Source organism: Maribacter sp. MS6 (assembly GCF_056839185.1).
In genome coordinates, this window is the sequence record NZ_CM166389.1 from 471,472 (window position 1) to 498,058 (window position 26,587).

The window sequence follows — 26,587 nt, forward strand, 5'->3', positions numbered from 1 at the left end:
GTTGCTTTCTAAAGACTGTACGTACAGAATGCCTTCTGATCATTTAATACGCGGTATACTACCCTTTATAATCAAAAAACTAGTTTAATGGTTCAAATATTAAATTCAACATACTACCCGCGTATTTCTTCGATAAAACAAAAGTAAGAAAGGCATAAATAACGTAACGATTCATTTCGTAATAAACCCTGTCTTTGAAATTAGTAATATGCTTCAATGGTAACAGTTCACTTTACAATTATTGTTTTTAACATAAATTTAGTATAATTTTACCCCGTCCCCGATTCAAAACTAAATTTGCTACGATGAAAAAAAGTACCGCGGGGATTATACTATTAGTACTAGGCATAAGTCTTTATTACAGTTTTAAACTTTTGCCAGATGAACCTGGGTTAACGGTCCCAGAGGCCGTTCAGCCCTTTTTAAATGGTAATTTTCCAGATATTTCCCCAACTAACCAAGAGTATAAAATTGCATTTCCGAACCTTACCTTTAATTCACCTTTAACGTTCTCAAGTATTCCCAACAGTAATACTGTAGTGGTTGGCCAACGTGACGGAACCCTGTATTGGTTTGACAATAACGATAGTGTTACACAAAAGAATCTTTTTCTAGACATGTCCGACCAAGTTGGGATGGTATGGGATGGTGGATTTCTTGGTTTGGCCGTCCATCCAGAATTTGGACAAAACGGTAAGAATTACTTTTATATTTATTACACCACAAAGAATAGCGAAGGCGCAGACTACCCTGATAGCTTCGTTTCAGGCTTCGGTTGTAATCGAGAAGATTACTGGGGAAGTTTTCTCATACTAAAAAGAATCAGTGTTGACCCAACCACACTTACGGTAGAGGCTGCGGAAGACTTAACCATGTTAAAAATGCGGATGTTCAGTTCTACTCACAGAGGTGGAGGCCTCACTTTTGGGAACGACGGATTTCTTTATTTGGCAACAGGAGATCAATCTGCCTATGCGAAACCTCAAAATATACAAACGAATTTAGATGGAGGTGTACTTCGATTAGATGTAGATCAAAATCCTAGTAGAAGTCATACCCCTATAAAAAAATTAAACGTTAATGGTCGTTTTCCAGACGAAATCTCTGGAGAAGGCTATTGGATACCAAACGACAATCCTTTTTTGAGTGGAGATGGAAGTCGCTTTGAAGAATACTATACTATTGGTCATAGAAATCCCCATAGAATGACTAAAGATAAATTAACAGGTGATTTTTATGTAGGGGAAGTAGGCGAATCACGGCACGAAGAAATTAATGTACTAAAGAAAGGTGGTAATTATGGATGGCCCGTTTATGAAGGCAACTATTTTAGGGGCACGGGATGTACAGATATGTTAGAAGGAATGCCTCATGAAGGCCCGTTGACAGTTTTTCCCAGATCGGATGCGAACGCGGTAATTGGTGGCTACGTATACAGAGGCACCTCTATGCCTAGCTACTACGGGAAATATATATGTGCAGATTATGGGGTTGGGGAAGAAATCTGGGCCGTAGATATCGCCACTGGAACCTATGAGGTCATTACACAATTTTCCCCCACGGATATTATATCTTTTGGGGAGGATAACGATGGTGAACTATATCTTTTGAGTCAAGGGGATAATGTTCCCTTGTACCAATTAACAGAAAGTGGAGAATTCCTAGGGTCAATGCCCCTAAGTTTAACCGAAACCGGGGCATTTGAAAACCTACAAAATATGGAACCGGCTCAAGGATTAATTCCTTACGAACTTATAGAATCGTTTTGGTCGGATGGTGCGGAAAAACAAAGATGGATGGCCATACCCAACAATGGTAGCCACAATACGCCAGAAGAGCAGATTTCTTTTTCAGAAAACGGAGATTGGGATTTTCCTATAGGTGCGGTTTTGATAAAGCACTTTGAACTTCCTATTGACGAGAACAATCCTACAATTACAAAAAAACTGGAAACTAGATTTTCTATCAAGGCAAGCAACGAATCCTTCTATTTTGCAACCTACAAATGGAACGAGTCCGAAACGGATGCTTTTCTATTGGAAACTGGTATGGAAGAAGCTATTGCAATAACCCAGTCCGATGGAAGTACGGCATACCAAACATGGTCCTATCCTTCGAACGCAGATTGTATTTCATGCCACAATCCAGCTACTGGCGGCACATTAGGACCCAGAACGCGTTATATAAATTCTGAATTGACCTATAAACAATCTGGGGTTACCGCAAACCAATTGGTCACTTTAAGCCACCTAGGTATCCTTAATGAAATCATTGACAAACCTAAAACTCAGGAATACCAAACCCATAAGGCCATCAACGATGCAACGGCAAGTTTAGATGAAAAGGCTAGGTCATACTTAGATTTGAATTGTGCCTATTGCCATAGACCAGGGGCAACAGGTGAACGGGCGCAATTTGATTTACAACTCTTCCAGAGCTTGGCCCAAACTGGTCTGCTTAACGCAGGTATTAATACACCATTAGGTATTGATGGTGAACAGATTGTTGTTCCTAACGACGCATCAAAGTCCATACTTTACCATAGAATGAACTCTATTGATCAAACTATTGCGATGCCTCCTATTGCAAAAAACAAAATTGACGATGATGGCGTGCAATTAATTGCAGAATGGATCAATCAATTAAACGCTCCACAACCACCTCCGAATCCTGGTGAATACCGAATAGTGAACAAGGCTAGCGGCGGAACCTTACAAATACCTAGCGCAGGCCTGGCCGACCGTTTAAATGTTGCGGTCGGAACTTACGACATATTGGATAATCAGCATTTTACTTTGGAAGCAGTCGGAAATGGTTACTATCAGTTTCGGGCCCTACATAGCGATAAATATATTGATGTGGAGTTGGGCGGTACTACAGCAGGTACAAATGTCTGGCATTATCTAGGAAATGGTACCGACGCACAACTATGGGAACTTATAGCTGCGGGGGAGAATTCCTTTTATGTTGTAAGCAAACTTTCGGGCTATTATCTAGGAGAAGGACCTGATGGGAACGTAGCGGTTTTAGACGATACCGGTAATGCCACACGTTGGGAATTTCTTTCTATTGGACAACAAGCAGACATCGGTATAGCGATACAAACTACCTCAATTTCTACCTCCGAGAACGAAGATACAGCCAACTTAGAAATATCTTTAAAATCAGCTCCGGCAGAAGATGTAATCATACTATTATCCGGTACTGACAATACGGATGAATACAGTCTATCCGAATCGGAACTTACTTTTACCGCCTCCAATTGGAACACCCCCCAAAACGTGACGGTAACAGGTGCCGACGATGAGGAGAATGATGGCACCCAATTGTATACCATCACTATTCGAGTTGATGATTCCCGCAGCGATATATTATATGAAGGATTTTCGGTAACGGTTTCCGGAGAGAATCTGGATAATGACGGTAATACTTGTAACGGAACCCTGACCGATGTATCGGAGCCGGTTGGAAGTGGAACCATCACCGCGAGAAACGATTTCATACCCGCAGAAGATAGGTTCAAAGCCTTTGACAACAAACGCATACTCGGCGACCATAGCAAATGGCTCGATGGAGGTGGAATACCCTCCGCGGCAGAACCGAGCTGGATACAGATAGACCTAGGAGCGCCCAAACGGGTAGAGGGCATAACAATTACAAGTGCCAACGACGACTATGGCAGAGATCCAAAGGACTTCAGGCTTATGGCATCCAACGGGGGACCCTATACCGAGGTGGGAACCTGGAGCAACGAAACCTTCTCCTCGCGATACCAGACCAGGACCTTCGACCTTTCGGTACCGGGCACCTATACAACGTACAGATTGGAGATTACCCGGAACGATGAGGGGGTCGACCTCACACAGTTGGCAGAAATAGAGTTATTGGGATGCGAGGCGGAGAGCACAGGAACTGTTCAGGTTACGGATGTGCAACTGGAACCCATGTCGCTAGACATGATAATGGGGTATACAGTACAATTAACCGCAACCATAGCACCCAGCAATGCTACCGACAAGACCCTTAACTGGACTAGCGGAGATACTTCCATCGCAACGGTAGACGATACGGGCAATCTAACAGCACAAGGAGCTGGAAATACGGTAATTACTGTAACTACCAACGACGGAAACTATACCGCAACAACTTTGGTTACCGTGGAACAGGAAGTGATTAACGATGGTAACTGTACCGGTAGCTTAACGGATGTCTCGGAGCCAGTAGGCAGTGGGTCCATTACTTCTCGAGACGACTTCGTCCCCGCCGAGGACAGATTCAAGGCATTTGACAATAGGCTTATCCGTGGAGACCATAGCAAATGGCTGGATGGCGCAGGAATACCTACTATAGCAAACCCTAGTTGGATCCAATTGGAACTAGAAACGCCAAAGCGTGTAGAGACCATTACGATTACCAGTGCAAACGATGACTACGGTCGTGATCCGAAAGACTTCAGATTAATGGCATCTAATGGCGGCGCGTTTACACAGGTCGGAAGTTGGAACGGTGAAGAATTCACATCACGATACCAAACCAAAAGTTTTGAACTCTCCTCCCCGGGAACATATACTACATACCGACTAGAAATTACCAGGAATGACGAAGATGTTGATTTAACCCAATTGGCAGAATTAGAATTATTAGGATGTGAACCGCAACTATTGGATATTGTTGAAGTAACGAGCATTACCACCTCAGCGGCATCCTTAGAAATGGAAATTGGAGACATTGCTGAACTTACAGCGACCGTTGTTCCAAACGATGCCACTGATAGGGCAGTACGTTGGGTTAGCGAGGATACCGCTATTGCAACAGTAAGCAACGATGGAACTATTACTGCCCGAGGAATTGGAAATACTACAATAACTGTAATAAGCAATGATGGAGGGTTTACCGCAAATACCTCCGTTACTGTTAACGAATTGGAAATAACAGATGTTCCTGTTACCGATGTGAACATTACCACTACTCTACTGGAAATGGAAATCGGCGCGGTAATAGAACTTGTAGCAACCATCCAACCAGAAAATGCTACCAACAAAGCGATACGTTGGGCTAGCGGTGACACCGCGGTCGCCACCGTTGACAGTAATGGGAATGTTACCGCTCAAGGAAGCGGAAATACACTTATTACCATAACTAGCGATGATGGAGGATTTACAGCAGCTACCTCCGTTATTGTTAAGGAACCGACTATCGGCATGGATAGCTGTAACGGGACACGCATAGACATGACAAATCCTGTGGGCAGTGGAACTATAACCTCACGAAATGACTTTATACCTGCTGAGGATAGATTCAAGGCATTTGACAATAGGCGTATCCGTGGAGACCATAGCAAATGGTTAGATAGCGCCGGAATACCCACATTGGCAAACCCCAGTTGGATACAGATAGATTTAGGGGAGCCAAAACGCATAGAAGCCATAACAATTACCAGTGCTAACGACGACTATGGGCGTGATCCAAAGGACTTTAGGCTAATGGCATCAAATGGAGGAACTTTTAATCAGGTAGGAAGTTGGAGCAACCAAGAATTCACATCGCGATACCAAACTAGAACTTTTGAACTTTCTGCTCCGGGAACTTTCACTATATACAGATTGGAAGTTACCAAAAACGACGAGGGTGTTGAACTAACACAACTGGCGGAAATTGAATTATTAGGATGCGAAGTTGGGACAGTTGTTGAAACCGTTCCAGTTACAAGTGTGCAATTGGAACCAGAATCACTCCAAATGACAGTAGGGGCTACAATACAGTTAACAGCAACCGTGTTACCTTCAAATGCTTCGGATAGAACCCTTAGTTGGGCTAGTGAGGACCAAAGCGTAGCCAATATAGATGCTAATGGAAACATAACCGCTTTAGCAACAGGAAGCACATCAATTAGGGTAAGCACTAACAATGGGAATTTTAGTGCAACCTCGCTAATTACGGTGGAACAAGAATCGATCAGCGACGGTAGCTGCAGCGGTATCCTATCTGATGTATCCGAACCAATAGGCAGTGGAACGATTACTTCACGAAATGATTTTATACCCGCAGAAGATAGATTCAAGGCCTTTGACAATCGGCGTGTCCAAGGGAACCATAGTAAATGGCTGGATAGCGGTGGCATACCCACAACGACCGACCCTAGCTGGATACAGATAACCTTGGAAACCCCTAAGCGTGTAGAGTCCATTACAATTACTAGCGCTAACGACGACTATGGGCGTGACCCGAAAGACTTTCGACTAATGGCATCCAATGGAGGGGCTTTTACCGAAGTAGGGAAATGGAGTAATCAAGCATTCTCATTACGCTACCAAACTAGGACCTTTGATCTTTCTGCGCCGGGTAATTACACCACCTATAGATTGGAAATTACAAAGAACGACGAAGATGTAGATATGACCCAATTATCGGAAGTGGAACTGGTTGGCTGTGAACCTGAAGTTTTAGAGAATGTAACCCTTTCCGCACGATTAAACCCAAACCATGATTATCTGCAAAAAGATGTCTTTTCTTTTGCGCCGAACCCAGTAGATGAGTCAAGAGTTGTAACCCTTCAATTACCAAGTTCCCTATGGGATGGTGAAGTCACAATTAAACTATACAGCATAAATGGAAAATTAGTATACACTTCCCAGTTTTTGAATAATTCAAATCTGATATATTATGATATTCAGCTAGAACAGAGATTACCTACGGGTATATACATGCTAGAACTAAGAAACTTCAACAAAAAGGTTTATAGAAAAAAATTGATACTAAAATAGCATCTATTTTATGATTAGCAGACGTTAATATTCAGCGCCAAGTTTTGCATTTATAAATAACGCCGTTTCACGATTTTATTTATGCGATTTGTAATCGAAATTGTTCAAAACAGAACTTAGGTTTGGCGGTTATAAGTATATAATAAAATTCAACTATTTTATTATCAGACCATTATTTAGGTATTATGAACTAAAATTCAAAGTTCTTTAACCCAGTTTTACAACGATTTAAAGAATAAACTTTCAAAAGTTGAAGAGTATTCAATTTCATATTTAACTTTGGATTAGTGTGACATTTTAATTCAAATAAATAATGGTTTGATTAGAGACAATAACCAACTTTATTTTAATAATTAAGAGGTTTATGAGATTGACCTTAAACTAATACTATTTATGAAAAGTAAACTAATATCCATTTTATACCGGTTTCTAGCAGCCACGGTAGGCAATTTCTTGGTCTTTCTACAACCAAAAAAAGCAAAAAAACTTGCAAAGGATAGAATAACGCTAATCCATAAAAATAAAAATAGTATGACCATATCGGAGCGGTTAATGCGCGCTGCCTTGGTAACCAAGCTCGATAAAATTGAAGATTATGAGGCCATACGTGAGGCAAATAGGAATTTCTGGCTTAACAAATCCGCAACTGAATTATTTTCCGAAACAGAGGACGGCTTTGAAAAGGACTTTCTTCCTAATTGTACTTTTATCTTCGATAAACTCAAAAAAGAATTATCCGATAGTCCGGAAAAATTTACAACGTTAGTAGAGATAGGTACAGGAAACGGTGATGTCCTAAATTATTTAAGTGATGAATTTCCGAATATTGATCGTTTTGTAGGGATAGACCTAAGCGAAGATCAAATTGATTTAAACAGAACAAAATTCCAAACGAACCAAAAACTGAAATTTGTAGCCGCAGATGCTTATGATTGGGTTCAAGAACACGGTAAAAGTAATACTATATTCGTTTCTTCCAGAGGTGTTCTAGAATACTTTCTGGAGGCTCGTTTACAAGAGTTCTTAAAGGAAATAAACGGATTGGGAAATACATTTTTTGTAGCAATTGAGCCAAATGGAGGGGATCACGATTTTGAAATAACGTTAAACTCCCAACTTTATGGAAATGAACCATCCTTTTCTCATAATTACCCCCATCTATTTAAGAATGCTGGATTCAATTTATGGCATTTTTCGCAACAACCTTGGCTAGGAGGCAAAGATATGCAGACCTTTATTGGTGCTAAAAGTGAAGCAAAATCCTAAGCAACTATAATCGCTCCAACCAAAAACAAAATAATTGTAACCACGGTAGTAAAGGTTTTAATCGATAAAAAAAACAACTTATCTGATTTTCATTAGTTAATTTCTTTTTTTATTTACCTTTCTTATTAAAAGTACTTTTAATTGATTTATAATCAGTTTATTCCAAACTATTTGAAAGTAACGAAAATCGAGTAAATCTTAAGGATGAGGGATAATACTAAAAACTATTCGAAACCGTTTCTAAGCTAGGATAAGTATTGTACTACCGCTTAATATAATTGAGTTCGAAGTGATATAAATTACAACAAAATGAGTAACCCAAACAAGCTTTACCTCCTTTTTGAAAAATCAGCTAAACTATATCCAAATGCTGACTGTATAATTTCAGAAAACCAAAAGCTAAGTTATAAAGAAGCACAAGAGCAGATTTCTAAAGTCTGCAATACTATACTAAATATTGCGAAGAATGAAGATTTCATTGGGCTCCCAACGACACGATCTATTGAGCAAATCATCTTTGTACTGGCAGTTTTAAAATCTGGTAAAGCCTATTTACCAATCGATTTTGGATATCCGAAAAAAAGACTGGATAGTATGATTAGCAATTCTGGTCTGTCCTACTGTCTAACTGCGGAGGTGGACAAGAAAAATGTACTGGCAAATGGCCTTACGCCAATTGAAATTAATGATAGTAAAGCAGCTAAGCATTATATAGGAACCGCTTCAAACACGAGTAATTTAGCTACTTATGTCTTATATACCTCCGGCTCCACAGGGGAACCTAAGGGTGTTTGTATGGGAGAAAAGGCCATGTTAAACCTAATCAACTGGCAGAACGAAAATTCAATCAGTAAAAACAACTCACGAACTTTACAATTTGCACCCTTAAGTTTTGATGTATCCTTCCAAGAAATCATGGCAACACTAAGCAATGGTGGTACTCTTGTACTGATAAATGAAGAACAACGATTAGATATGGTCTCGCTGATAACATTGATTGAAGATCATTCTATAAACCGACTTTTTCTTCCTTTTGTAGCGTTGCAAGCGCTTTCGGAAGCAGCCGTAAGTATCAACCTCTTTCCGTCCAGTTTGAAAGAAATTATGACTGCTGGTGAACAACTAAAAATCACCTCTCAAGTAAAAACGTTTTTTACAGCCCTTAATAACTGTAAATTATATAACCAATATGGTCCCACGGAATGTCATGTAGTCACCGAATTAAAATTAGAAGGTGATCCAGAACAATGGCCTGCCCTTCCCAACATTGGAAAACCTATTAACAATACCGCTATATACATTTTGGATAAGAACCAGCAAATAGTCCCATCTGGTGAAACTGGTGAACTCTGTATCACGGGTGACTGTCTCGCAGAAGGATACTTAGGGAACGACGTTCTAACAAAGGAAAAGTTTTCAACTTTAAAACTTCCAGATTCCAATGACATTAGAATGTATCGTACAGGTGATATAGCACGCTACTTACCTGACGGAAATATAGAATTCCTTGGTCGTGAAGATGAACAAGTAAAAATTAGCGGTCATAGAATAGAACTTGGAGAAGTAGAAATAGTACTTAATAAGCTACCAGGTATTACTCAAGCAGTGGTTGTTGCGAGTACTCATGTATCAGATCAAGCACAATTAATTGCTTATCTGCAATCTAATGATGGCACTCAGGATAGTCCTGATTTCAGACAGCAAGTAAGCGAAGTCCTACCAGAATATATGCTACCTACATATTTTATTTGGGTAGACGAATTTCCGAAGACATCCAGTGGAAAAGTGAATAAAAAAGAGTTGCCACTTCCTGAATACAAGAGACCAAGTACAGCGCCGATATACAAAAAGCCAAATACTGAAGTACAAAAAAATATAGCGAAAATCTGGTCTAAACTATTAAGAATTCCAAAAATCGGAATCTCAGATAACTTTTTTGAAATGGGAGGTACTTCACTCCTAGCCCAAAAATCCGTGTTGACTCTGCGACAACATTATAATTATGAAATTCCAATTATAAAACTGTATCAATACCCTTCAATTTCAGAATTATCTATCTATCTAGAGCCAAAGAAAGACATAAAAGTCAAACAGAATACAACAGAAAAAAGAAACCGATCATCATCTGCAATCGCTGTTATTGGTATGGCTGGACGATTTCCTGGAGCAAACTCCATTCAAGAACTTTGGGACGTTTTAAGGGATGGAAAGGAAACGATTTCATTCTTTGCACCGGAAGAGCTTGATTCAAGTATTCCTGAATCTCTTCGTAATGACCCTCTTTACGTTCCTGCTCGAGGTATAGTACCGACCACGAAGGAATTTGATGCTGCTTTTTTTGGGTTGAATCCAAAAATTGCTGAAGCCATGGATCCTCAGCAGCGCTTATTTTTAGAAATTGCTTGGGAAGTACTTGAACAAGCTGGGCATTTATCATCACATTTTGATGGAAGAATTGGAGTCTATGCTGGTACAGGTATGAATACGTATTACAAAAACAATATTCTTCCTAATAAAAAAGTAATGGACAGGATAGGCAGCTTTCTTGCCGATACGATTAACGAAAAAGACTATATCGCATCAAGGACGGCATACCAACTAAACCTTAAAGGTCCTGCTGTTAGCGTACATTCTGCTTGTTCTACATCTTCACTTGCTATTGCACAAGCTGTTGAAGCAATTAGAAACGGGCAATGTGATGTCGCTTTAGCCGGTGGGTCAAGTGTCACCGCACCAATTCATATTGGGCATTTATATCAAGATGGCTCGATTATGAGTCCTGATGGACGTTGCCGACCGTTTGACGAAAACGCTAGAGGCACTATATTTAGTGATGGTGCTGGTGTTATATTACTGAAACGTTTAGAAGATGCAGAACGTGATGGTGATATCATTCATGGTATAATCAAAGGTATTGGAATAAATAACGATGGTGGAAATAAAGGAAGCTTCACAGCGCCTAGCACAGAGGGGCAAGCAGATGCGATTTCTTTAGCATTTCGTGATGCCGAGATTGACCCTTCAGAAATAAGTTATATTGAAACACATGGTACAGCAACTCCTGTTGGAGATCCAATTGAAATTGAAGGCCTCAAAATGGCATTTGGCGAACAAGCCGATAATGGGTTTTGTGCCATTGGCTCGATAAAAAGTAATATGGGCCATCTTACAGGTGCAGCTGGAGTAGCTGGTGTTATTAAGACTATATTAGCGTTGAAAAACCGTCAAATTCCAGCATCGTTAGGATTTGAAAACCCAAATCCATCCATTGATTTTGAAAACAGTCCATTTTATGTGAACAATAAATTGAGCACATGGAATTCTGAAAGCCCAAGAAAAGCCGGAATTAGCTCTTTTGGCGTAGGTGGTACCAATGTTCATATTGTGGTTGAAGAATATGAAAATAAAAAAATCACATCAGAGTCAGCACGACCCCTACAATTGTTAACCTGGTCTGCTAAGTCAGAAGATAGTTTGGTAGGTTATCAAAAATTATTAGGCGAGTTTTTAGAACCGACTTCGGATGTTTCTCTTTCCGATATTGCGCACTCTTTAAGTCGCACCAGAGGTGAATTTACACACAGAAGTTTTGCTATAGCAGACAATATAACTCAAGCCAAAGAAACTTTAGTATCTGAGAACAATAAGCACATAAAAACCAATGAATTAAAGGTAGTTCCGAGTGAATTGGCATTTTTATTTCCAGGACAAGGTTCACAATATCTGCAAATGGGCAAATCGCTCTATGATGAAGAATCCGTCTTTAAAAATGCTGTAGACCAATGTGCAGAATTTTTAAAATCTGATTTAAAATTAGATATCAGAGACATTATATATCCTGGGGTCGATGCAACTGAAGCTGAAGAAAAATTAAAAGATACTAAATTTACGCAACCAGCATTATTTGTTATTGAGTATGCCCTTTCGCAATTGTGGATTAGCTGGGGAATAAAACCAACCTTACTTTGCGGTCACAGTATTGGCGAGTTTGTCGCAGCTCATTTAGCTGGAATCTTTAGTTTAGAAGACGCTTTACATCTGATTACTATGCGTGGTAAACTAGTGAGTGAGCTTCCAGGCGGCAGTATGCTATCCGTACGCTCCACTATGGATGATGTTAAACATTTAATTCCAGATACACTATCGATTGCTGCTATCAATTCCGATCGCTTAATTGTTATTTCCGGACCAGATAATGAGGTTGAGCATTTCGCAGAAACATTAAATAAAGAAAGTATTGCCAATAAGTTATTATTAACAAGTCATGCGTTTCATTCCACTATGATGGATCCTGTGCTTGATGTTTTCGAAGCCGAAGTAAAAAAGGTAACGCTAAATGTACCTCGCTTACCCATCGTGTCCACAGTAACTGGCAAATGGCTTACAGATGCAGAGGCAACAAGTTCTGCGTATTGGACTAATCATTTACGAGAAGCCGTGAATTATTCTGGAGCCATGGAAACCGTTTTAAGTTTAGAAGACCCTGTCTTATTAGAAGTTGGACCTGGTCGCGCCTTATCAACCTTATCCATGCAAAAGAAAGGTCTAAAATCTTTAGCGTCAATAGCAAGTTTATCATTTCCAAAGGAAAATCAGAATGCGCATCATACAGTGTTATCTGCCTTAGGCGATTTATGGCTCAATGGTATTGACCCTAATTGGACTTCATTTTATGAAAATCAAATCAGTAAAAAAGTATGGTTACCATCTTATGTATTTGATCGCAAACCATGTTGGATAAATCCTCCGGCCACCGAAACCGTTTCGGCACCAATTAAAACAACTATTGAACATAACATTAATCCTTCTATACAAACTCAAATGAATACAGTTACACAACCTGACAGAAAAACGACGCTTCTAGAAAAAATTGCAGAGATCGTCATGAATACCTCGGGAATGGAATTAGAATCTTCTGAGCACGATTATAGCTTTCTTGAACTTGGCCTCGATTCGCTTGTTCTAACACAAATGGCGATTACATGCAAAAACGAGTTCAAAACACCTATTACTTTTCGTCAGTTGAATGATGAATTTGGCACACCAAATCTTTTGGCAAACTATTTGGATAAAACCCTACCACCAGAGCTTTTTGCTCCAAAACCTGTTGCAGTTCAAGGAGCAACTGCACCTGCACCAACGGCAACAATAGCACAAACTTCAACCCCTAGCCCTTTACCTAATAACATGCCGGTTCAAACGACTACCTCGAACCTACCTGTTTACAATAACAATGGTTCGGCCATCGATCTTATTGCACAGCAACTTCAATTGTTGGGAAGACAATTAGAATTGTTAAAAGGGAGCGGCACCCCCCTCCTACTATGGCTGAAGAAACCAATATAGCAGGTCAAGTAGCGGCAGCAGCACCTACAGCTCCGGTATCGCCAAGAATAAAGCCCCATACAGATTCGTTATCGGATGGGCTTTCCGAAGAAGAAATAAAGGAGCTCAAAAAACCTTTTGGTGCTTCTCCCAGGATTGAAAAGCAATCAACAGAAATTGGGGAGCAACAAAAATCGTTTATGGATAAGCTGACTGTTTCATACAACCAAAAAACAGCCGGTAGTAAAGCATATACTCAAAAACACCGTGCACATATGTCAGATCCAAGAGTAGTTTCTGGCTTTAAGCCTTTGACGAAAGAACTGGTATATCCAATCGTGGTTGAAAAATCATCAGGAAATAGATTATGGGATATCGATGGTAATGAGTACATAGATACCTTAAATGGCTTCGGCTCCAGTTTATTCGGACATCAACCAGATTTCGTCACCAAAGCGCTACGAAAACAAATCGATAATGGTTATGAAGTTGGACCACAGCATCCCTTGGCAGGTGAGGTCTGCGAATTACTTTGCGAATTTACCGGACTTGAACGTGCGGCTCTTTGTAACACGGGTTCGGAAGCTGTATTAGGAGCTATGCGAATTGCACGAACCGTTACGGGACGTAATCTTATAGTTGGCTTTTCTGGGGCTTACCATGGAATTAATGACGAAGGGCTTGTAAGGGGGTCTAAAAAATTAATGACGTTTCCAGCCTCCGCGGGAATTCTAAAGGATTCTGTACAAAATGTATTGATTTTGGAATATGGGACACAAGAAAGTTTAGACATTATCCGCGAACGTTCGCATGAACTTGCCGCAGTACTGGTTGAACCTGTTCAAAGTCGCAGACCAGAGTTTCAACCTGTCGAATTCCTGAGGGAAATAAGGGAAATAACAAAAAAAACGGATACTGCCTTTATTTTTGATGAAGTTATAACCGGTTTCCGAATGCATCCTGGCGGGGCACAAGCCTTGTTCGGAATTAAGGCGGATTTAGCAACATATGGAAAAGTGATTGGTGGAGGAATTTCCATTGGGGCAATTGCAGGAAGCAAGACCTATATGGATGCCCTTGATGGTGGGCATTGGGAGTACGGAGATGACTCCTATCCAGAAATTGGTGTTACGTACTTTGCTGGAACCTTCGTAAGACACCCACTTGCACTTGCGGCTTCAAAAGCATCCCTACTGCACATGAAAGAGAAAGGAGAAGCACTGCAAAGTGGTCTCAATAAGCTCACTAAAAGTTTTGCGGATAATCTCAATAAGGAAATTTCGAAGCGCGGATTACCCATGGAGATTAATTATTTTGGCTCCTTATGGCGATTAAAAATGTTAGAGGATATACCATATGCAGAACTACTTTTTGTTTTGTTGCGTGAAAAAGGAATTCACGTTTGGGACGGTTTTCCATGTTTCATTACCAGTGCTTTTAAACAAGAGGATATAAATACACTTACCAATGCGTTTACCAATAGTATGGATGAACTCATCGCTGCAGGTATTTTAAAGTCCGAGGGAGTACATACCGTTGCCGTTTCAGATACGACTTCAGAAACAGATTTAAACAGTCCACCTGTGCCAGGGGCACGTTTAGGTCTGGATGAGTCAGGCAACCCTGCATGGTTCGTTGTAGATGAGCAAAAAAATGGATCTTATGTTAAAATCGAAATATAGAAGGCAATACTAATTCCCTGAAGATTTCGTTACGCATGTAGTATAATTGCAGTCAATAAACCAAAATATGCAGAATACAGTTACCGTTGCCCATAATCCATTTGCGGGTCCCGCGATTGAAAAGATTATTCCAATTATTCAGGCGCAAGCGGAAATATGGATTGCCTGTAAGTTTGGTGGGGAAGATGCAAGCAGGTCCTATAACGAATCTGTTTCCCTTATTCTTAAAGGAAAATTGAAACGAGAAGCCTTGGACTATGCGGTAGAACAATTAGTATCAAGACATGAAGCTTTGCGTTCAACATTTAGTCCAGACGGTCGTTTTATGACCGTTTTTCAAGAGATTTCACAGAATATTATTTTTAAAGATATCTCGCAAAGTTCTGATGAAGATAAAAACAGAGCTGTCCAAGAATATTTGTCCGAAGACGCACATCATGTTTTCGACTTAGTTAAAGGGCCTTTATTAAAAATTGGTTTGTTAAAACTATCGGAACAAGAACACCAGTTGGTCCTCACTGGACATCATATTATATGTGATGGTTGGTCTACGGGTATTATGCTGGAAGAAATAGGCGCATTTTACTCCGCACATGTTCTTGGTTCCACACCTAATGTTTCACCACCTGATACTTTTAGCTCATTTGCAGCGGAGGAGCAGGAATTCATGAAAAGCGATGCCTATATTGATACTGAGAACTATTGGCTTACACAATACGAATCATCCGTACCAACGGTCAACTTGCCTACAGATTTTCCACGACCGGCATTACGTACATTTGAAAGCCATCGCCTCGATTTTCCCATTGACCTTGAATTGGTATCCAATATAAAGAAAGTAGGTATAAAATCAGGTGCTAGTTTTGTTGTCACCTTAATGGCCGCATTTGAGGTTTTTCTGTCTCGGGAAACGGGACAAGATGATTTGGTATTGGGCTTACCCGCTGCGGGTCAATCGCTAAATGGCAAGACCCAACTTGTGGGACACTGTGTTAATCTTTTACCACTACGCAGTAAATTGGTTGCTGACACCCCCTTTAATACATATCTCAAAAATAGAAAAAACGAAATTTTCGATGCTTACGACCATCAGCAGTTTAGCTTTGGTCAGCTACTACAGAAGCTTGCCATCTCAAGAGATCCATCTAGAGTACCGTTGGTCCCTATCACGTTTAATATTGATATGGGCATGGATACCGCCGTTGCCTTTAATGACCTTAGCTATAAATTAAAAAGCAATCCTAGAGCTTTTGAGGCATTTGAGCTTTTTTTAAATGCTACTGGAACAGAAGATGAGCTAATATTAGAATGGTCTTATAACACCTCGCTTTTTAAACCTGAAACGATTGAAGGGATGATGGCTTCCTTTAAAGAAGTTTTGCATGCCATTATAGCAAATCCAAGTGTAGAGATAGGTAATGTTATTAAGGTCGATGCATCTGCATATTCCGACTTAAATGCTACCAAATTAGCTTTTCCTCAATTGCCATTGCATGAATTAGTTGTAAAACAATGCCAAAAATCGCCTAAAAAACCGGCTATAACTTTCGGAAATCAGGTGATTTCCTACGGTGATCTAGAAAAGCAAGTACACCAATTAGCACATTATTTGGAACAGCAGGGAGTTGTCCCTGGTGATTACATAGCCGTTTCTTTGCCACGTTCGATCGAACTCATATCAACTTTGCTTGCCATTTTAGAATGCGGTGCTTCCTATGTCCCCTTGGACCCAAGCTATCCGAGCACACGCTTGGAATTTATGCTCCAAGATTCAGAGGCTAAATACCTGATTACCAAAAAGTCGTCCACATCTAAGATCAAATCGGATACCAAGGAAATGTTTTTGGAAGATCTGTTTACAGGTTCAAAAACATATTCCGATGCACCTTTGTCCCTAAAAGTTGATCAGGATAATACGGCGTACCTATTATACACATCCGGCTCAACAGGTAAACCAAAAGGAGTGTCCGTATCCCATAAAAACCTAGTGAATTTACTTAGCAGTGTTTTGGTAGAACCGGGTATCCAAGAAACAGACAAAATTCTATCTATAACCACAATTTCATTTGATATTGCTGGTTTTGAGCTATATGGAGCATTGCTCAAAGGAGCTGAACTGGTATTAACTAACGAAGAAACCTCAAAAGACCCTCGTTTATTACTTGATATACTTAGAAATACGGATATTACTATGATGGAGGCCACTCCGGCAACTTGGCAAATGCTATTGGATGCTGGATGGAAAGAAAAACTGCCTATTAAAGCATTATGTACAGGAGAAGCACTTCCGTTAGTTTTAGCAAAAAAAATAATAGGAAAGGTAGACGAACTTTGGAATCTATATGGCCCCACTGAGACGACCATATGGTCTGCCCTTACCAAAGTAGGGCCATCAGTAGAAATAATTACTATAGGAAGACCAATAGCCAATACCCAGTTGTACATAGTAAACGAACAAGGGAACCTAGTTGAACCTGGTAAAATTGGAGAGCTATATATTGCCGGTGACGGTGTTGCCAATGGATATTGGAAGCGACCGGACTTAACGGCTGAAAAGTTTATTGAAAATACTTTTGATTCAGTCACAGGTGGTACTATTTATCGTACCGGAGACCTTGCTAAATTGCTTCCGTCAGGAGAGGTACAGTGTTTAGGTCGTATTGACCAGCAAATTAAGATTAGGGGACATCGTATTGAACTTGGCGAAATCGAACAAGCCTTGGATTCTCTTGAGGGGATAGAATCTTCTGTAGTTTTGTTCCATGAAGATAGATTAGTAGCTAACTTAATTACTGAGAAAACAGAAAACCCCTTTGAGGAAGAGCAGTTAACAACTTGGAAAGCGACCTTAAGAAACCAGCTGCCGATGCATATGGTTCCGCAACAGTTTAATTTGGTTTCCAAATTCCCTACCACCCTTAATGGAAAAATTGACCGTAAAAAATTGGTTGATACCTTACCTAAACCGAACGTAAAAACCAGATTTACCGATCCTACTACCGACTCTGAAAGAATTATAGCCGAGGTATGGAAAAAATGTCTAAACATTGATAACATAGGAGTGGATAACGACTTTTTTGAGCTAGGTGGCCATTCTGTTATAGCCGTAAGGGTAATGACCCAACTAGAAGAAAAAACAGGGAATAGATTACCATTAGTAGCGTTATTAAAACATCCAACAATAAAGAAATTAGCTGCTTATATGGACAGTGAATTTGTTGTATGGGACTCCTTGGTACCTTTAAAACCAGAAGGAACCAAACCACCTTTGTACATAGTTCATGGGGCGCATCATAATGTTTTGATATTTAATGAATTGGCTAAAAATTTAGACAAAGACCAGCCGGTTTTTGGACTACAGGCAAGAGGTTTAGACGGTGTTGCGGAACCACATGACTCCATGTACCAGATGGCAACTGATTATCTTGCAGAAATAATGAAGTCAAATCCGGACGGACCTTACGCTTTAGCAGGATTTTCATTGGGAGGAACTATTGCCTTTGAAATGGCTAGACAGTTAAAGGCCATGGGCAAAGAGGTTAAAATGGTTGGAGAATTTGATACCTACGTGTTTCCAGATTATTATTTCGCAAGCCCTATTAAGAAAAAAGTAGTAGATGTATTTTATGTCTTGGGGAAAATAGTTTTCATTGCGTTTAATATGTTTACCAGTAAAAAGAAATTTAAACGAAGAACAGGTTTAATAAAACTTTTTATCTCGGGATTGTTTTTAAGAGTGAAATATGGAAAGGAAAAGCAGGTTCAGATGCAGCACAATCGATTATTAAAAATGGAAACCAATCATTACAAAGCTACGGGTAGTTATGTCATAGAACCCCAAGATATTGTAATAGATTTATTCAAGGCAGAAGAGCAAATCAATTTTGTACATGACGATGAATTTCTTGGTTGGAAAAAAATGGCAAGAAAAGGTATTCGTAAGCACATGGTACCGGGTAATCATATTGACATGTTCGACAAAGGTAATGTAGAAGTCTTTGCAAAAAAACTCCAGCACGTATTAGACCATCATAATGCAGAAAGTGTACAGTAAATTATTTTGTTGGAATACTGATACCCCAACAGAGGCTGTTAATTACGCTTTTACCCAGGCCTCAAAAATCAAATTATACAAAATAAAACTCCCTGATTATTTTGACTTGGTTAACAGGTTTAAGAAATATTTAAACGAGACAGAACTAAACCGAAGCCAAAAATATCATTTTGAAAAAGATAGAAATAGATTTATCATCTGTAGAGCTTTGCTTAAAATATCACTTGCAAATCATATTGGAGTATCTGTTGACAACATAGTTATTGCGATTGATGTAAATAAAAAACCGTACCTCCCCTCCCATCCAAACGTATTTTTTAATGTATCACACACGAGGAAATATGCCCTCATTGCAATCTGCAAAACATTGGTAGGAGTTGATATTGAAAAAATAGACCGAGATTTTGATTATTCTGAAGCCATCCCAACAATATTTAATACTGCCGATACCAAGACCTTAGTAGTTGCCGACGATAAAAAACAGACCTTTTTTAAATACTGGACCCGTAAGGAGGCCATCGTAAAGGCAACCGGAAAAGGTATTGGCGACAATTTTATGCAGATTCCTGCTGGTGATGGGATGCACACCCTGCCATCGGCACTTTTAAATAATGTCCAGAATCTATCTGTTCTAAGCTTTGATGTGGACAAAGAGTACCTTGCATCAGTTGCAATAGAAGGAGTTACAAGTGAATTTAAAACGTTATACTATTCCAAATTACCCTCGATTGAAGGGAATGTTTGACAAAAGTTTATCTTAAAAAACAAGCATTTACTTCGTATCGGATTTTGCTTCTATCTTTTTAAAAAACTGAAGTATTGCATTCAAAAATCGGTTTTTGACTAGTCTATTAGTAAACTTTACACCCAATATATTTTTAATTTTTCTTCGGAACTTTGAAAATGCGGGGAGCCAAGAGCTATTGAAATGATGAACGGTATAGGTGTTTTTTGTACTGTGAATAATTCCTGTTTCAACATCCTTTGGACTGAAATATTCATACGGAAACAAAAAGAAACTATTTTCATCTTGAATAACCGTTTCTACCTCTTTAACTTGATCGGAGGTCATTGAAACAATTTCCCTAAATTTCTGTAACTGTAATTTCAAAACTGCCGGTAATATCGTAATGTCATAGCTCCCATCATCCCTAATAAAAGACCTACTATCGTAATACTCCAAACATTTCTTAAGCCAATCTGATTCTTTTTCAGCTCCAAAAATAGCAGCTTCCATAATGTTCTTATGCTCTAAGCCTGCAAAATAGGGCAAGTGCAAAAGGTCATCAAACTTTTTAAGTATCTGAACATCGGTATCCAAATAAATACCACCATACTTGTGTACCGCAAAAAGCCTAACAATATCGGATGCAAAAGCATATTTCTTTTTATCAAAGGCTTCTTTTGCAAATGGCCATTGTTCTAAATCAAAACGTTTAGTATCCCAAAGCATGAATTCATAATCTGGCAACATTGCTCGCCAGGTATCAATATTTCTCTTTATGTCTTCTGGAAATTCTTCGCCGCTTAACCAACAATAGTGGATTATTTTAGGAATCATTTATTAGGTTGTTAAGAGTGGTACTATGTGGTTCATCATTCAAGAACGAAATTAGTTCAAAATAATCAAAGCAAATTATTTAATCGGTCAAAACACCACTATGCAAGATAAGAACAAAGTGATAAATAGCTTTTTTATGAAAATGAGTACCCTCCGGAACAAATCACGAGTAAAGGTTCAAGGTTGAAGGTTTCATGCCTTACCGGAGTAATAGGTTTGAATGTTTATACACTAAGGGTTGTTACTTGTATCCTACCTTTTGCGCCATGGGAAGTATCCGTTATCTGGCAGAAAGATGGACAGGTTTAAACGAGCTAAGACCCGCAAACCGCTCAACAAAATAAAACTAATGTCTATTAGATGGCATCAATAATTAGCCTTATTAAAAACACTTTGATATCGTATAAAAAAGGCTCCGTGTTGAACGGGGCCTTTTTAAAGAATTACATAGAATTAGTTATTTATAATCAAACGTTTTGATACCGGTTCATTGTTATTGAACATTACGGTTATTACATACATTTCATTTCTGTATATGTTGGTTGGAATAGTCATACGCTGCTGTACAAACTCCTCCCGCGTAAACTGCCGTATCAACCTACCTGATGTGTCGTGAATCATAACACCCAATATATCATTGGTATCAAAATTATCCTCCATCACAATTTGAACAGCATCCGTTGATGGATTCGGAGTTAGGATGAACTCAAATGAGACTTCGTCTGTGGGTTCACTTTCGGTTACTACCGAAATTTCTATGCTCGCCGTAGCCGCTAAACCTTCTACATCGGTAACCGTTAAAACAACATTATATGTTCCGTCTGTAGTAAACGTATGCGTTGGATTTGCATCTGTCGAGATTTCACCGTCTCCAAAATCCCAAGAATAACCTACAATCTCGACATCATCGGTAGACTGATCACCAGCGAAGTTGACTTCCAAAGGAGCTTGCCCTTCTATGATATCAGATGTGGCTATTGCAATCGGTGCCTCGTTAGGAATACTGGTTTCCGTTACTGTTATGGTCACTGTCTCAGTATCAATAAGATTATCTCCATCAGTTACTGTTAACTCTACATTATAAGCTCCTGGAATATCAAAAGTATATATCGGATTTGCTTCGGACGATGTTCCTCCATCATTGAAATTCCATGCATAAGAAACAATACCAACATCATCCGTAGATTGATCTCCCACAAAACTAACCTCCAAAGGAGCATCGCCTTCCGTAACATCTGCAGTAGCTACAGCTATTGGTGCTCCATTAGCCCGGGTAGCTGTAATCGTCACACTTGCCGTATCTGTTAATCCAGCTTCATCCGTAACGGTTAACACAACCGTATAAGTGTCGGCCACGTCAAACGTATGAACAGGATTGGCTAGAGTAGAACTTGTTCCATCACCAAAATCCCAACTGTAGGCGACTACCACGTCATCATCTGTAGACTGATCACCCGTAAAGTTAACTACCAAAGGTGCTTCACCCTCTGTTGCATCTGCGCTTGCTACCGCTACAGGAGCCATATTCGGTGAAACAACTATCGTAACGGTATCGGTATCCTGAAGTCCACCTTCATCCGTTACCGTTAAGACGACGTCATACGTTCCCGGTGTGGTAAAGGTGAACACAGGGTTAGCATCCGTTGAATTAGCGCTGCCGTCAAAGTTCCAATTATAGGTTACAAATCCTTCGGCATCCGTAGATTGGTCACCAGTGAAGGCTACCTCTAAAGCTGCAATACCGCTAACGATATCAGCGCTTGCTACCGCTTCAGGAGCTCCATTTACAACTATTTCTATAGTGTTACTCTGATCTTCATAACCATCACCGTCAGTTACCGTCAACGTTACGTTATAGGTACCCCCTTGGGTAAAGCTATAGTTAGGGTCAGCTTCTAAAGAAGTATCTCCATTACCAAAGTCCCATAGATAAGTTACAATATCATCCTTATCATCAGTAGAAGTACTTCCTGTAAACTGCACTGCCAAAGGAGCGTTCCCTGCGTTGGCACTAGCCGTAGCTATAGCCTCTGGGGGGAAACCGGTAGGTAAAAATTGCCATCTAAAGAAATCGGTACCTGTGTCCGTATCGGCAATTAGGTTACCATTAGGTTCCACTGTTAGGTAGTTTGGATCTGGCAGCGTTTCTAAAGCATTTATGATGTAATACGAACCATCACCTGCATTCTGAATTTGGAACAATTGCGCTATCCTACCCGAACCAAGGCTTTCAATGTAAGACCAAATGTTGGTCCCTGGAGCATTACTTCCTCCCTCATTATCCAAATACAAATCTCTTCCTGTTCCATCTTGTTGGGTAAACCTAATACTGTATAGTCCATTAGCTTCGGCTATCAACTCAAAATGCTGATATTCAGAAGCATCATATGTATCCGTACCCATATTTACCTGCCACTCTAGCGTGCCGGCATCTGGCATGATATTCAGTTGATTCCCTAAATTACGTATTTGATAAATACCAGCTACAGGACCTCCATTGTCGCCACCATCATTATCATAATTAATACCAGAAACAGTATCCCCAATACCCGAACTGTAGTTAGTGTCATTAAAGGGGGCTATAACAACAACTTCCACTACAAAATCCTGAGCACCGTCTGGGTCTGGTGTAATATCGTCCAGACCTGTAACCGTTATCGTTTGTGGAACATTCCAGTTGGTGGCGTCAAAAGTTAGTTGCGGTGCACTTACACTTGCCTCGGCAACACCCGAAACTACCACTATACCAACTGTTACCATTGCTGTTGGCACTTCCTTGAGCGCTACCGTAAATGTATCAGTAGCGCCATCTTCACTGGTAAATAGTATATCCTGACTTACAGTAATACCTGTATTACCAAGAGTTACGATATCTTCAAAACGCCATCTAAAGATATCGGTACCATTATCGACATCTACAAGAATATTTCCGCTAGCATCTATAGTTAAATAATGCCCTCCCAGTTCACTGATTATATGATAGGTGTCATTCCCAGCATCCTGAATAGTCCATAGTTGAGAAACCGTCTCGTTCGCAGTAAATTGCCATACGTTGGTACCTGGATTAGCATTGCCTTGTTCCACATCTATAGCTCTGCCGCTATGTTCCGCCAATAAGGAATAGAGTCCGTTATCTTGATAGACCAACTCAAATTGCTGATGGCTATCGCCTTGGTATAACCCCTGATCCACATTCACCTCATCGGCTGTACCGGCATCCAGTACTTGGGCAGACAGCCCGCTTTCAACGTTAACGATTCTGTAACTACCCGGTGCTGGAGGAGCGCCAACCCCACCATCGTTATCTTCATTATAGCCACCAAAGGTTTCCGTAAAGCCGGCATAGGCGTTATCACTGCGTGTGTTATCAACGGCTAGTTGTATATCGTAATACTGCACCCCATCTACATCTGCATCGTCCACCCCAGTTACCGTAACCGTTTGTGGCACATTCCAATTTGTAGCCGTGAAGGTAAGTTCTGTTTCTGAAAGCGTAAATTCATCCGTAGCACCGGTTCCTGAAACCAATAATACGACATCATCCACGGGTGCGGATTTCAGCGCGACATCAAAATCATCCGTAGTGCCGTCCTCAGAAGTAATCACCAGATTAGTTAGTACGTCTATACCTATATCAAATGGTGCACTCGTTGGTAAAAATTCCCATCTAAAAGTGTCGCTACCGTCGTCGGTTGCTACAACAACATTCCCGTCTGGCTCTAAGCCGAGGAAGTTACCGTTTGATCTAACTATGATATGAAAAGTACCGTCTCCGGCATCAACAATTTCCCATTGTTGAGCCACCGAACCGTTATCTTCCCATTGCCATACATTAACTCCTAAACCAGGGCCAAAACCTGCAACATCCAAATACCTATCACTACTAATAACCTTAAATCTGAAGTATCCCGCTTCCGTTGCATCCTCTAATGCCCAATGTTGTTGATCCAGTCCTTCATACCCTCCTTGTTCCACATTAGTCCCTAAAACGTTACCGGCATCAGCTACCTGTAATGTAGCTTTTGTTGCAAAATTTACCAATCTATAAGTATCCAAATTTGGAGCTGGTGCTATTGGATCCATTGCATTTATCCATGCTTCTATCAAATTTACACCTTCTTGATCAACAACACTTTTAGAAACTGGTGGCATCATAATACCAGGATCAAGACTTAAAGACCTATGGTATATTTGTGAATTAGTTGCATCTCCTGGAATCAGGATGCGTTGGGTTGATGGCAAACCAGGAACCGCTTGATTAAAACCTGCATTTACAAGACCTGTTTGCGCCATAGTATTCTGTAACCTAAGGTCAAAATCAGCCCGGTTTCCAGTAGCAGGTTGATGACAATATGCACAATTATTATCAAGATAAGAACGCGCTTGTTGATCTAACGTACCATTAGGGTCGTCCATAGCAACATGGGTCAAATACCCTGGGGTATCCGTATCCGTTATGTTTGCATCTAAAATACCCAAAGCACTCAGGGTTACTAATTGGTTCGCTTCCGTACCGCTTGGATCATGCAAAGAGTAATCATATTCACTGTTCAAATTACGAGTACGTAACCCTAAGGTGCCGCCCAACGCGGGGCTGTGGCAACTAATACATTGACTATTGGATGGATACTGCCAACTTCCTTGACGTTGACCACCTCCTACAGTGGCTATGTCTACACTTATGGTTTCACCTACTTCCATATCTACCAAAACAGCGTCACTTTCATCTGGAAGCCACTTATACGTGAGGAAATAGAAATTCCCATCACTTCCTTTAATCGAAAATCGTGTCTCAATTTTTCGAGTTACGGACGGGTCAGCATCATCAATAGGATAATCAAAATGCTTAATGATTATAGAACCAATTGGAAAATCCCATACACCATTCTCAGAGAATTCTATCTGTTCTTCGGGTGTATTGTGAGTTCCATCGTTAGGAATACCGATCCAACGTTTCTTTAAAGCCCCATCCGACCAAAATGGCGCAATCATTTCGTAAGGAAGAAAACCATCAGATACAGTTAAGTTCGATAAATCCGTAAATGCGTTTGTTTGAGACAACAAAGCGGGTGCGTCGTCCAAATCAATAGAAGCAGTTAACCTGTACAGGTTACTATTGTCGCCTAATCGCAGTAAATATAATTCTCCGGCAGCATCCTGTCCAAATGAAATAATATCTAGTGGCTCAAAAACCCCTAACGCCTGTTTAGCACCCGTATTGATATCTATTTCGTAAATGACATCTGTTTGACCGTAATCCGCAGCAATATATTTTCCTACCAAACCTGGTAAATTAGATCCGCGATATACATAGCCACCAGTAATAGAGGTAGCTTCTGCACGTGAAAATTGGGTTAAGGGGGTTGAATGGGTAGTTCCAGGATAAAGACTAACGGCACAACCAGGATTATAAGGAGCATTTGCCTCAAATAATGGCCAACCATAATTATTACCTGCACCTACTACATTAATTTCTTCATGGGTATTTTCCCCTACCTCACCGATATAAAAAGTTCCGGTGGCACGGTCCTTTGTCATTCTGTGGGGGTTTCTATGCCCTATAGTATAATATTCCTCAAACGTTTCTCCGCCAGGACTTGGGAAAGGGTTATCGTTGGGAATAAAATAATCCACCCCAGAGAATTCATCGGCTTCCCCAGCTCCCGGTGAAGATAAAGTCCTTATGGGAGCATGGCTGACGGCTCCGCCAATCATATCCACATCTAAACGCAATACTCCTCCATCTAAATTTTCATCTAATTCTTGAGCATTAATATAAGCGGCTTGATCACCGGTAGACAAGTATAAAAATCCGTCATTACCAAATTCCATACCACCACCCCTATGGGTAGTATTGTACAATCTCCTGTTAATCATGGTTACCCTTGAATTAGTAACAAACTTCATAGAAACCGGATCTACTTCAAATCGTTCC

8 protein-coding genes are annotated in these 26,587 nt (G+C 40.2%); 6 read left to right on the top strand and 2 right to left on the bottom strand.

From position 1 onward, the window contains the following. The first annotated feature begins 305 nt into the window (after positions 1–305). The 6 genes from MS6x_RS02250 (at position 306) to MS6x_RS02275 (ending at position 19,836) form a co-directional block, all read left to right on the top strand. Entirely contained in the window at positions 306–6,764 is a 6,459-nt protein-coding gene (locus MS6x_RS02250) for an Ig-like domain-containing protein (RefSeq protein WP_482605152.1), read from the top strand. Between the two features lie 393 nt (positions 6,765–7,157). Further along, positions 7,158–8,030, top strand: a complete 873-nt coding sequence (locus MS6x_RS02255) for a class I SAM-dependent methyltransferase (protein WP_482605153.1) — start codon at positions 7,158–7,160, stop codon at positions 8,028–8,030. Positions 8,031–8,339: 309 nt separating this feature from the next. Next, complete coding sequence (locus MS6x_RS02260) at positions 8,340–13,376, top strand: amino acid adenylation domain-containing protein (RefSeq protein WP_482605154.1); 5,037 nt, start codon at positions 8,340–8,342, stop codon at positions 13,374–13,376. Next, a complete protein-coding gene (locus MS6x_RS02265; protein ID WP_482605155.1) occupies positions 13,355–15,037 on the top strand; it encodes an aminotransferase class III-fold pyridoxal phosphate-dependent enzyme in 1,683 nt (560 codons plus the stop codon). Before MS6x_RS02260 ends, MS6x_RS02265 begins: the two co-directional genes overlap by 22 nt. Positions 15,038–15,104: 67 nt before the next feature. After that, positions 15,105–19,091 (top strand): non-ribosomal peptide synthetase, encoded by a 3,987-nt coding sequence (locus tag MS6x_RS02270; RefSeq protein WP_482605156.1) that lies wholly within the window; start codon positions 15,105–15,107, stop codon positions 19,089–19,091. Further along, complete coding sequence (locus MS6x_RS02275; protein ID WP_482605157.1) at positions 19,072–19,836, top strand: 4'-phosphopantetheinyl transferase family protein; 765 nt, start codon at positions 19,072–19,074, stop codon at positions 19,834–19,836. Before MS6x_RS02270 ends, MS6x_RS02275 begins: the two co-directional genes overlap by 20 nt. Positions 19,837–19,863: 27 nt before the next feature. Here the strand turns inward: MS6x_RS02275 and MS6x_RS02280 are convergent, their stop codons facing one another. Continuing rightward, positions 19,864–20,652 carry a glycosyltransferase family 32 protein gene (locus tag MS6x_RS02280; RefSeq protein WP_482605158.1) on the bottom strand — a complete coding sequence of 263 codons (789 nt, stop codon included), beginning with the start codon at positions 20,650–20,652 and terminating at the stop codon, positions 19,864–19,866. A 453-nt stretch (positions 20,653–21,105) separates the two neighbouring features. Further along, the gene (locus MS6x_RS02285) at positions 21,106–26,559 is read right to left on the bottom strand and encodes a PKD domain-containing protein (protein ID WP_482605159.1); all 5,454 of its coding nucleotides are present in this window, start codon (positions 26,557–26,559) and stop codon (positions 21,106–21,108) included. Positions 26,560–26,587 lie beyond the last annotated feature (28 nt).

Coding starts and splice junctions, on each gene's coding strand:
- MS6x_RS02275 (WP_482605157.1), top strand. CDS start 19,072: ATGCAGAAAGTGTACAGTAAATTATTTTGTTGGAATACTGATACCCCA.
- MS6x_RS02270 (WP_482605156.1), top strand. CDS start 15,105: ATGCAGAATACAGTTACCGTTGCCCATAATCCATTTGCGGGTCCCGCG.
- MS6x_RS02280 (WP_482605158.1), bottom strand. CDS start 20,652: ATGATTCCTAAAATAATCCACTATTGTTGGTTAAGCGGCGAAGAATTT.
- MS6x_RS02260 (WP_482605154.1), top strand. CDS start 8,340: ATGAGTAACCCAAACAAGCTTTACCTCCTTTTTGAAAAATCAGCTAAA.
- MS6x_RS02285 (WP_482605159.1), bottom strand. CDS start 26,559: ATGAAGTTTGTTACTAATTCAAGGGTAACCATGATTAACAGGAGATTG.
- MS6x_RS02265 (WP_482605155.1), top strand. CDS start 13,355: ATGGCTGAAGAAACCAATATAGCAGGTCAAGTAGCGGCAGCAGCACCT.
- MS6x_RS02255 (WP_482605153.1), top strand. CDS start 7,158: ATGAAAAGTAAACTAATATCCATTTTATACCGGTTTCTAGCAGCCACG.
- MS6x_RS02250 (WP_482605152.1), top strand. CDS start 306: ATGAAAAAAAGTACCGCGGGGATTATACTATTAGTACTAGGCATAAGT.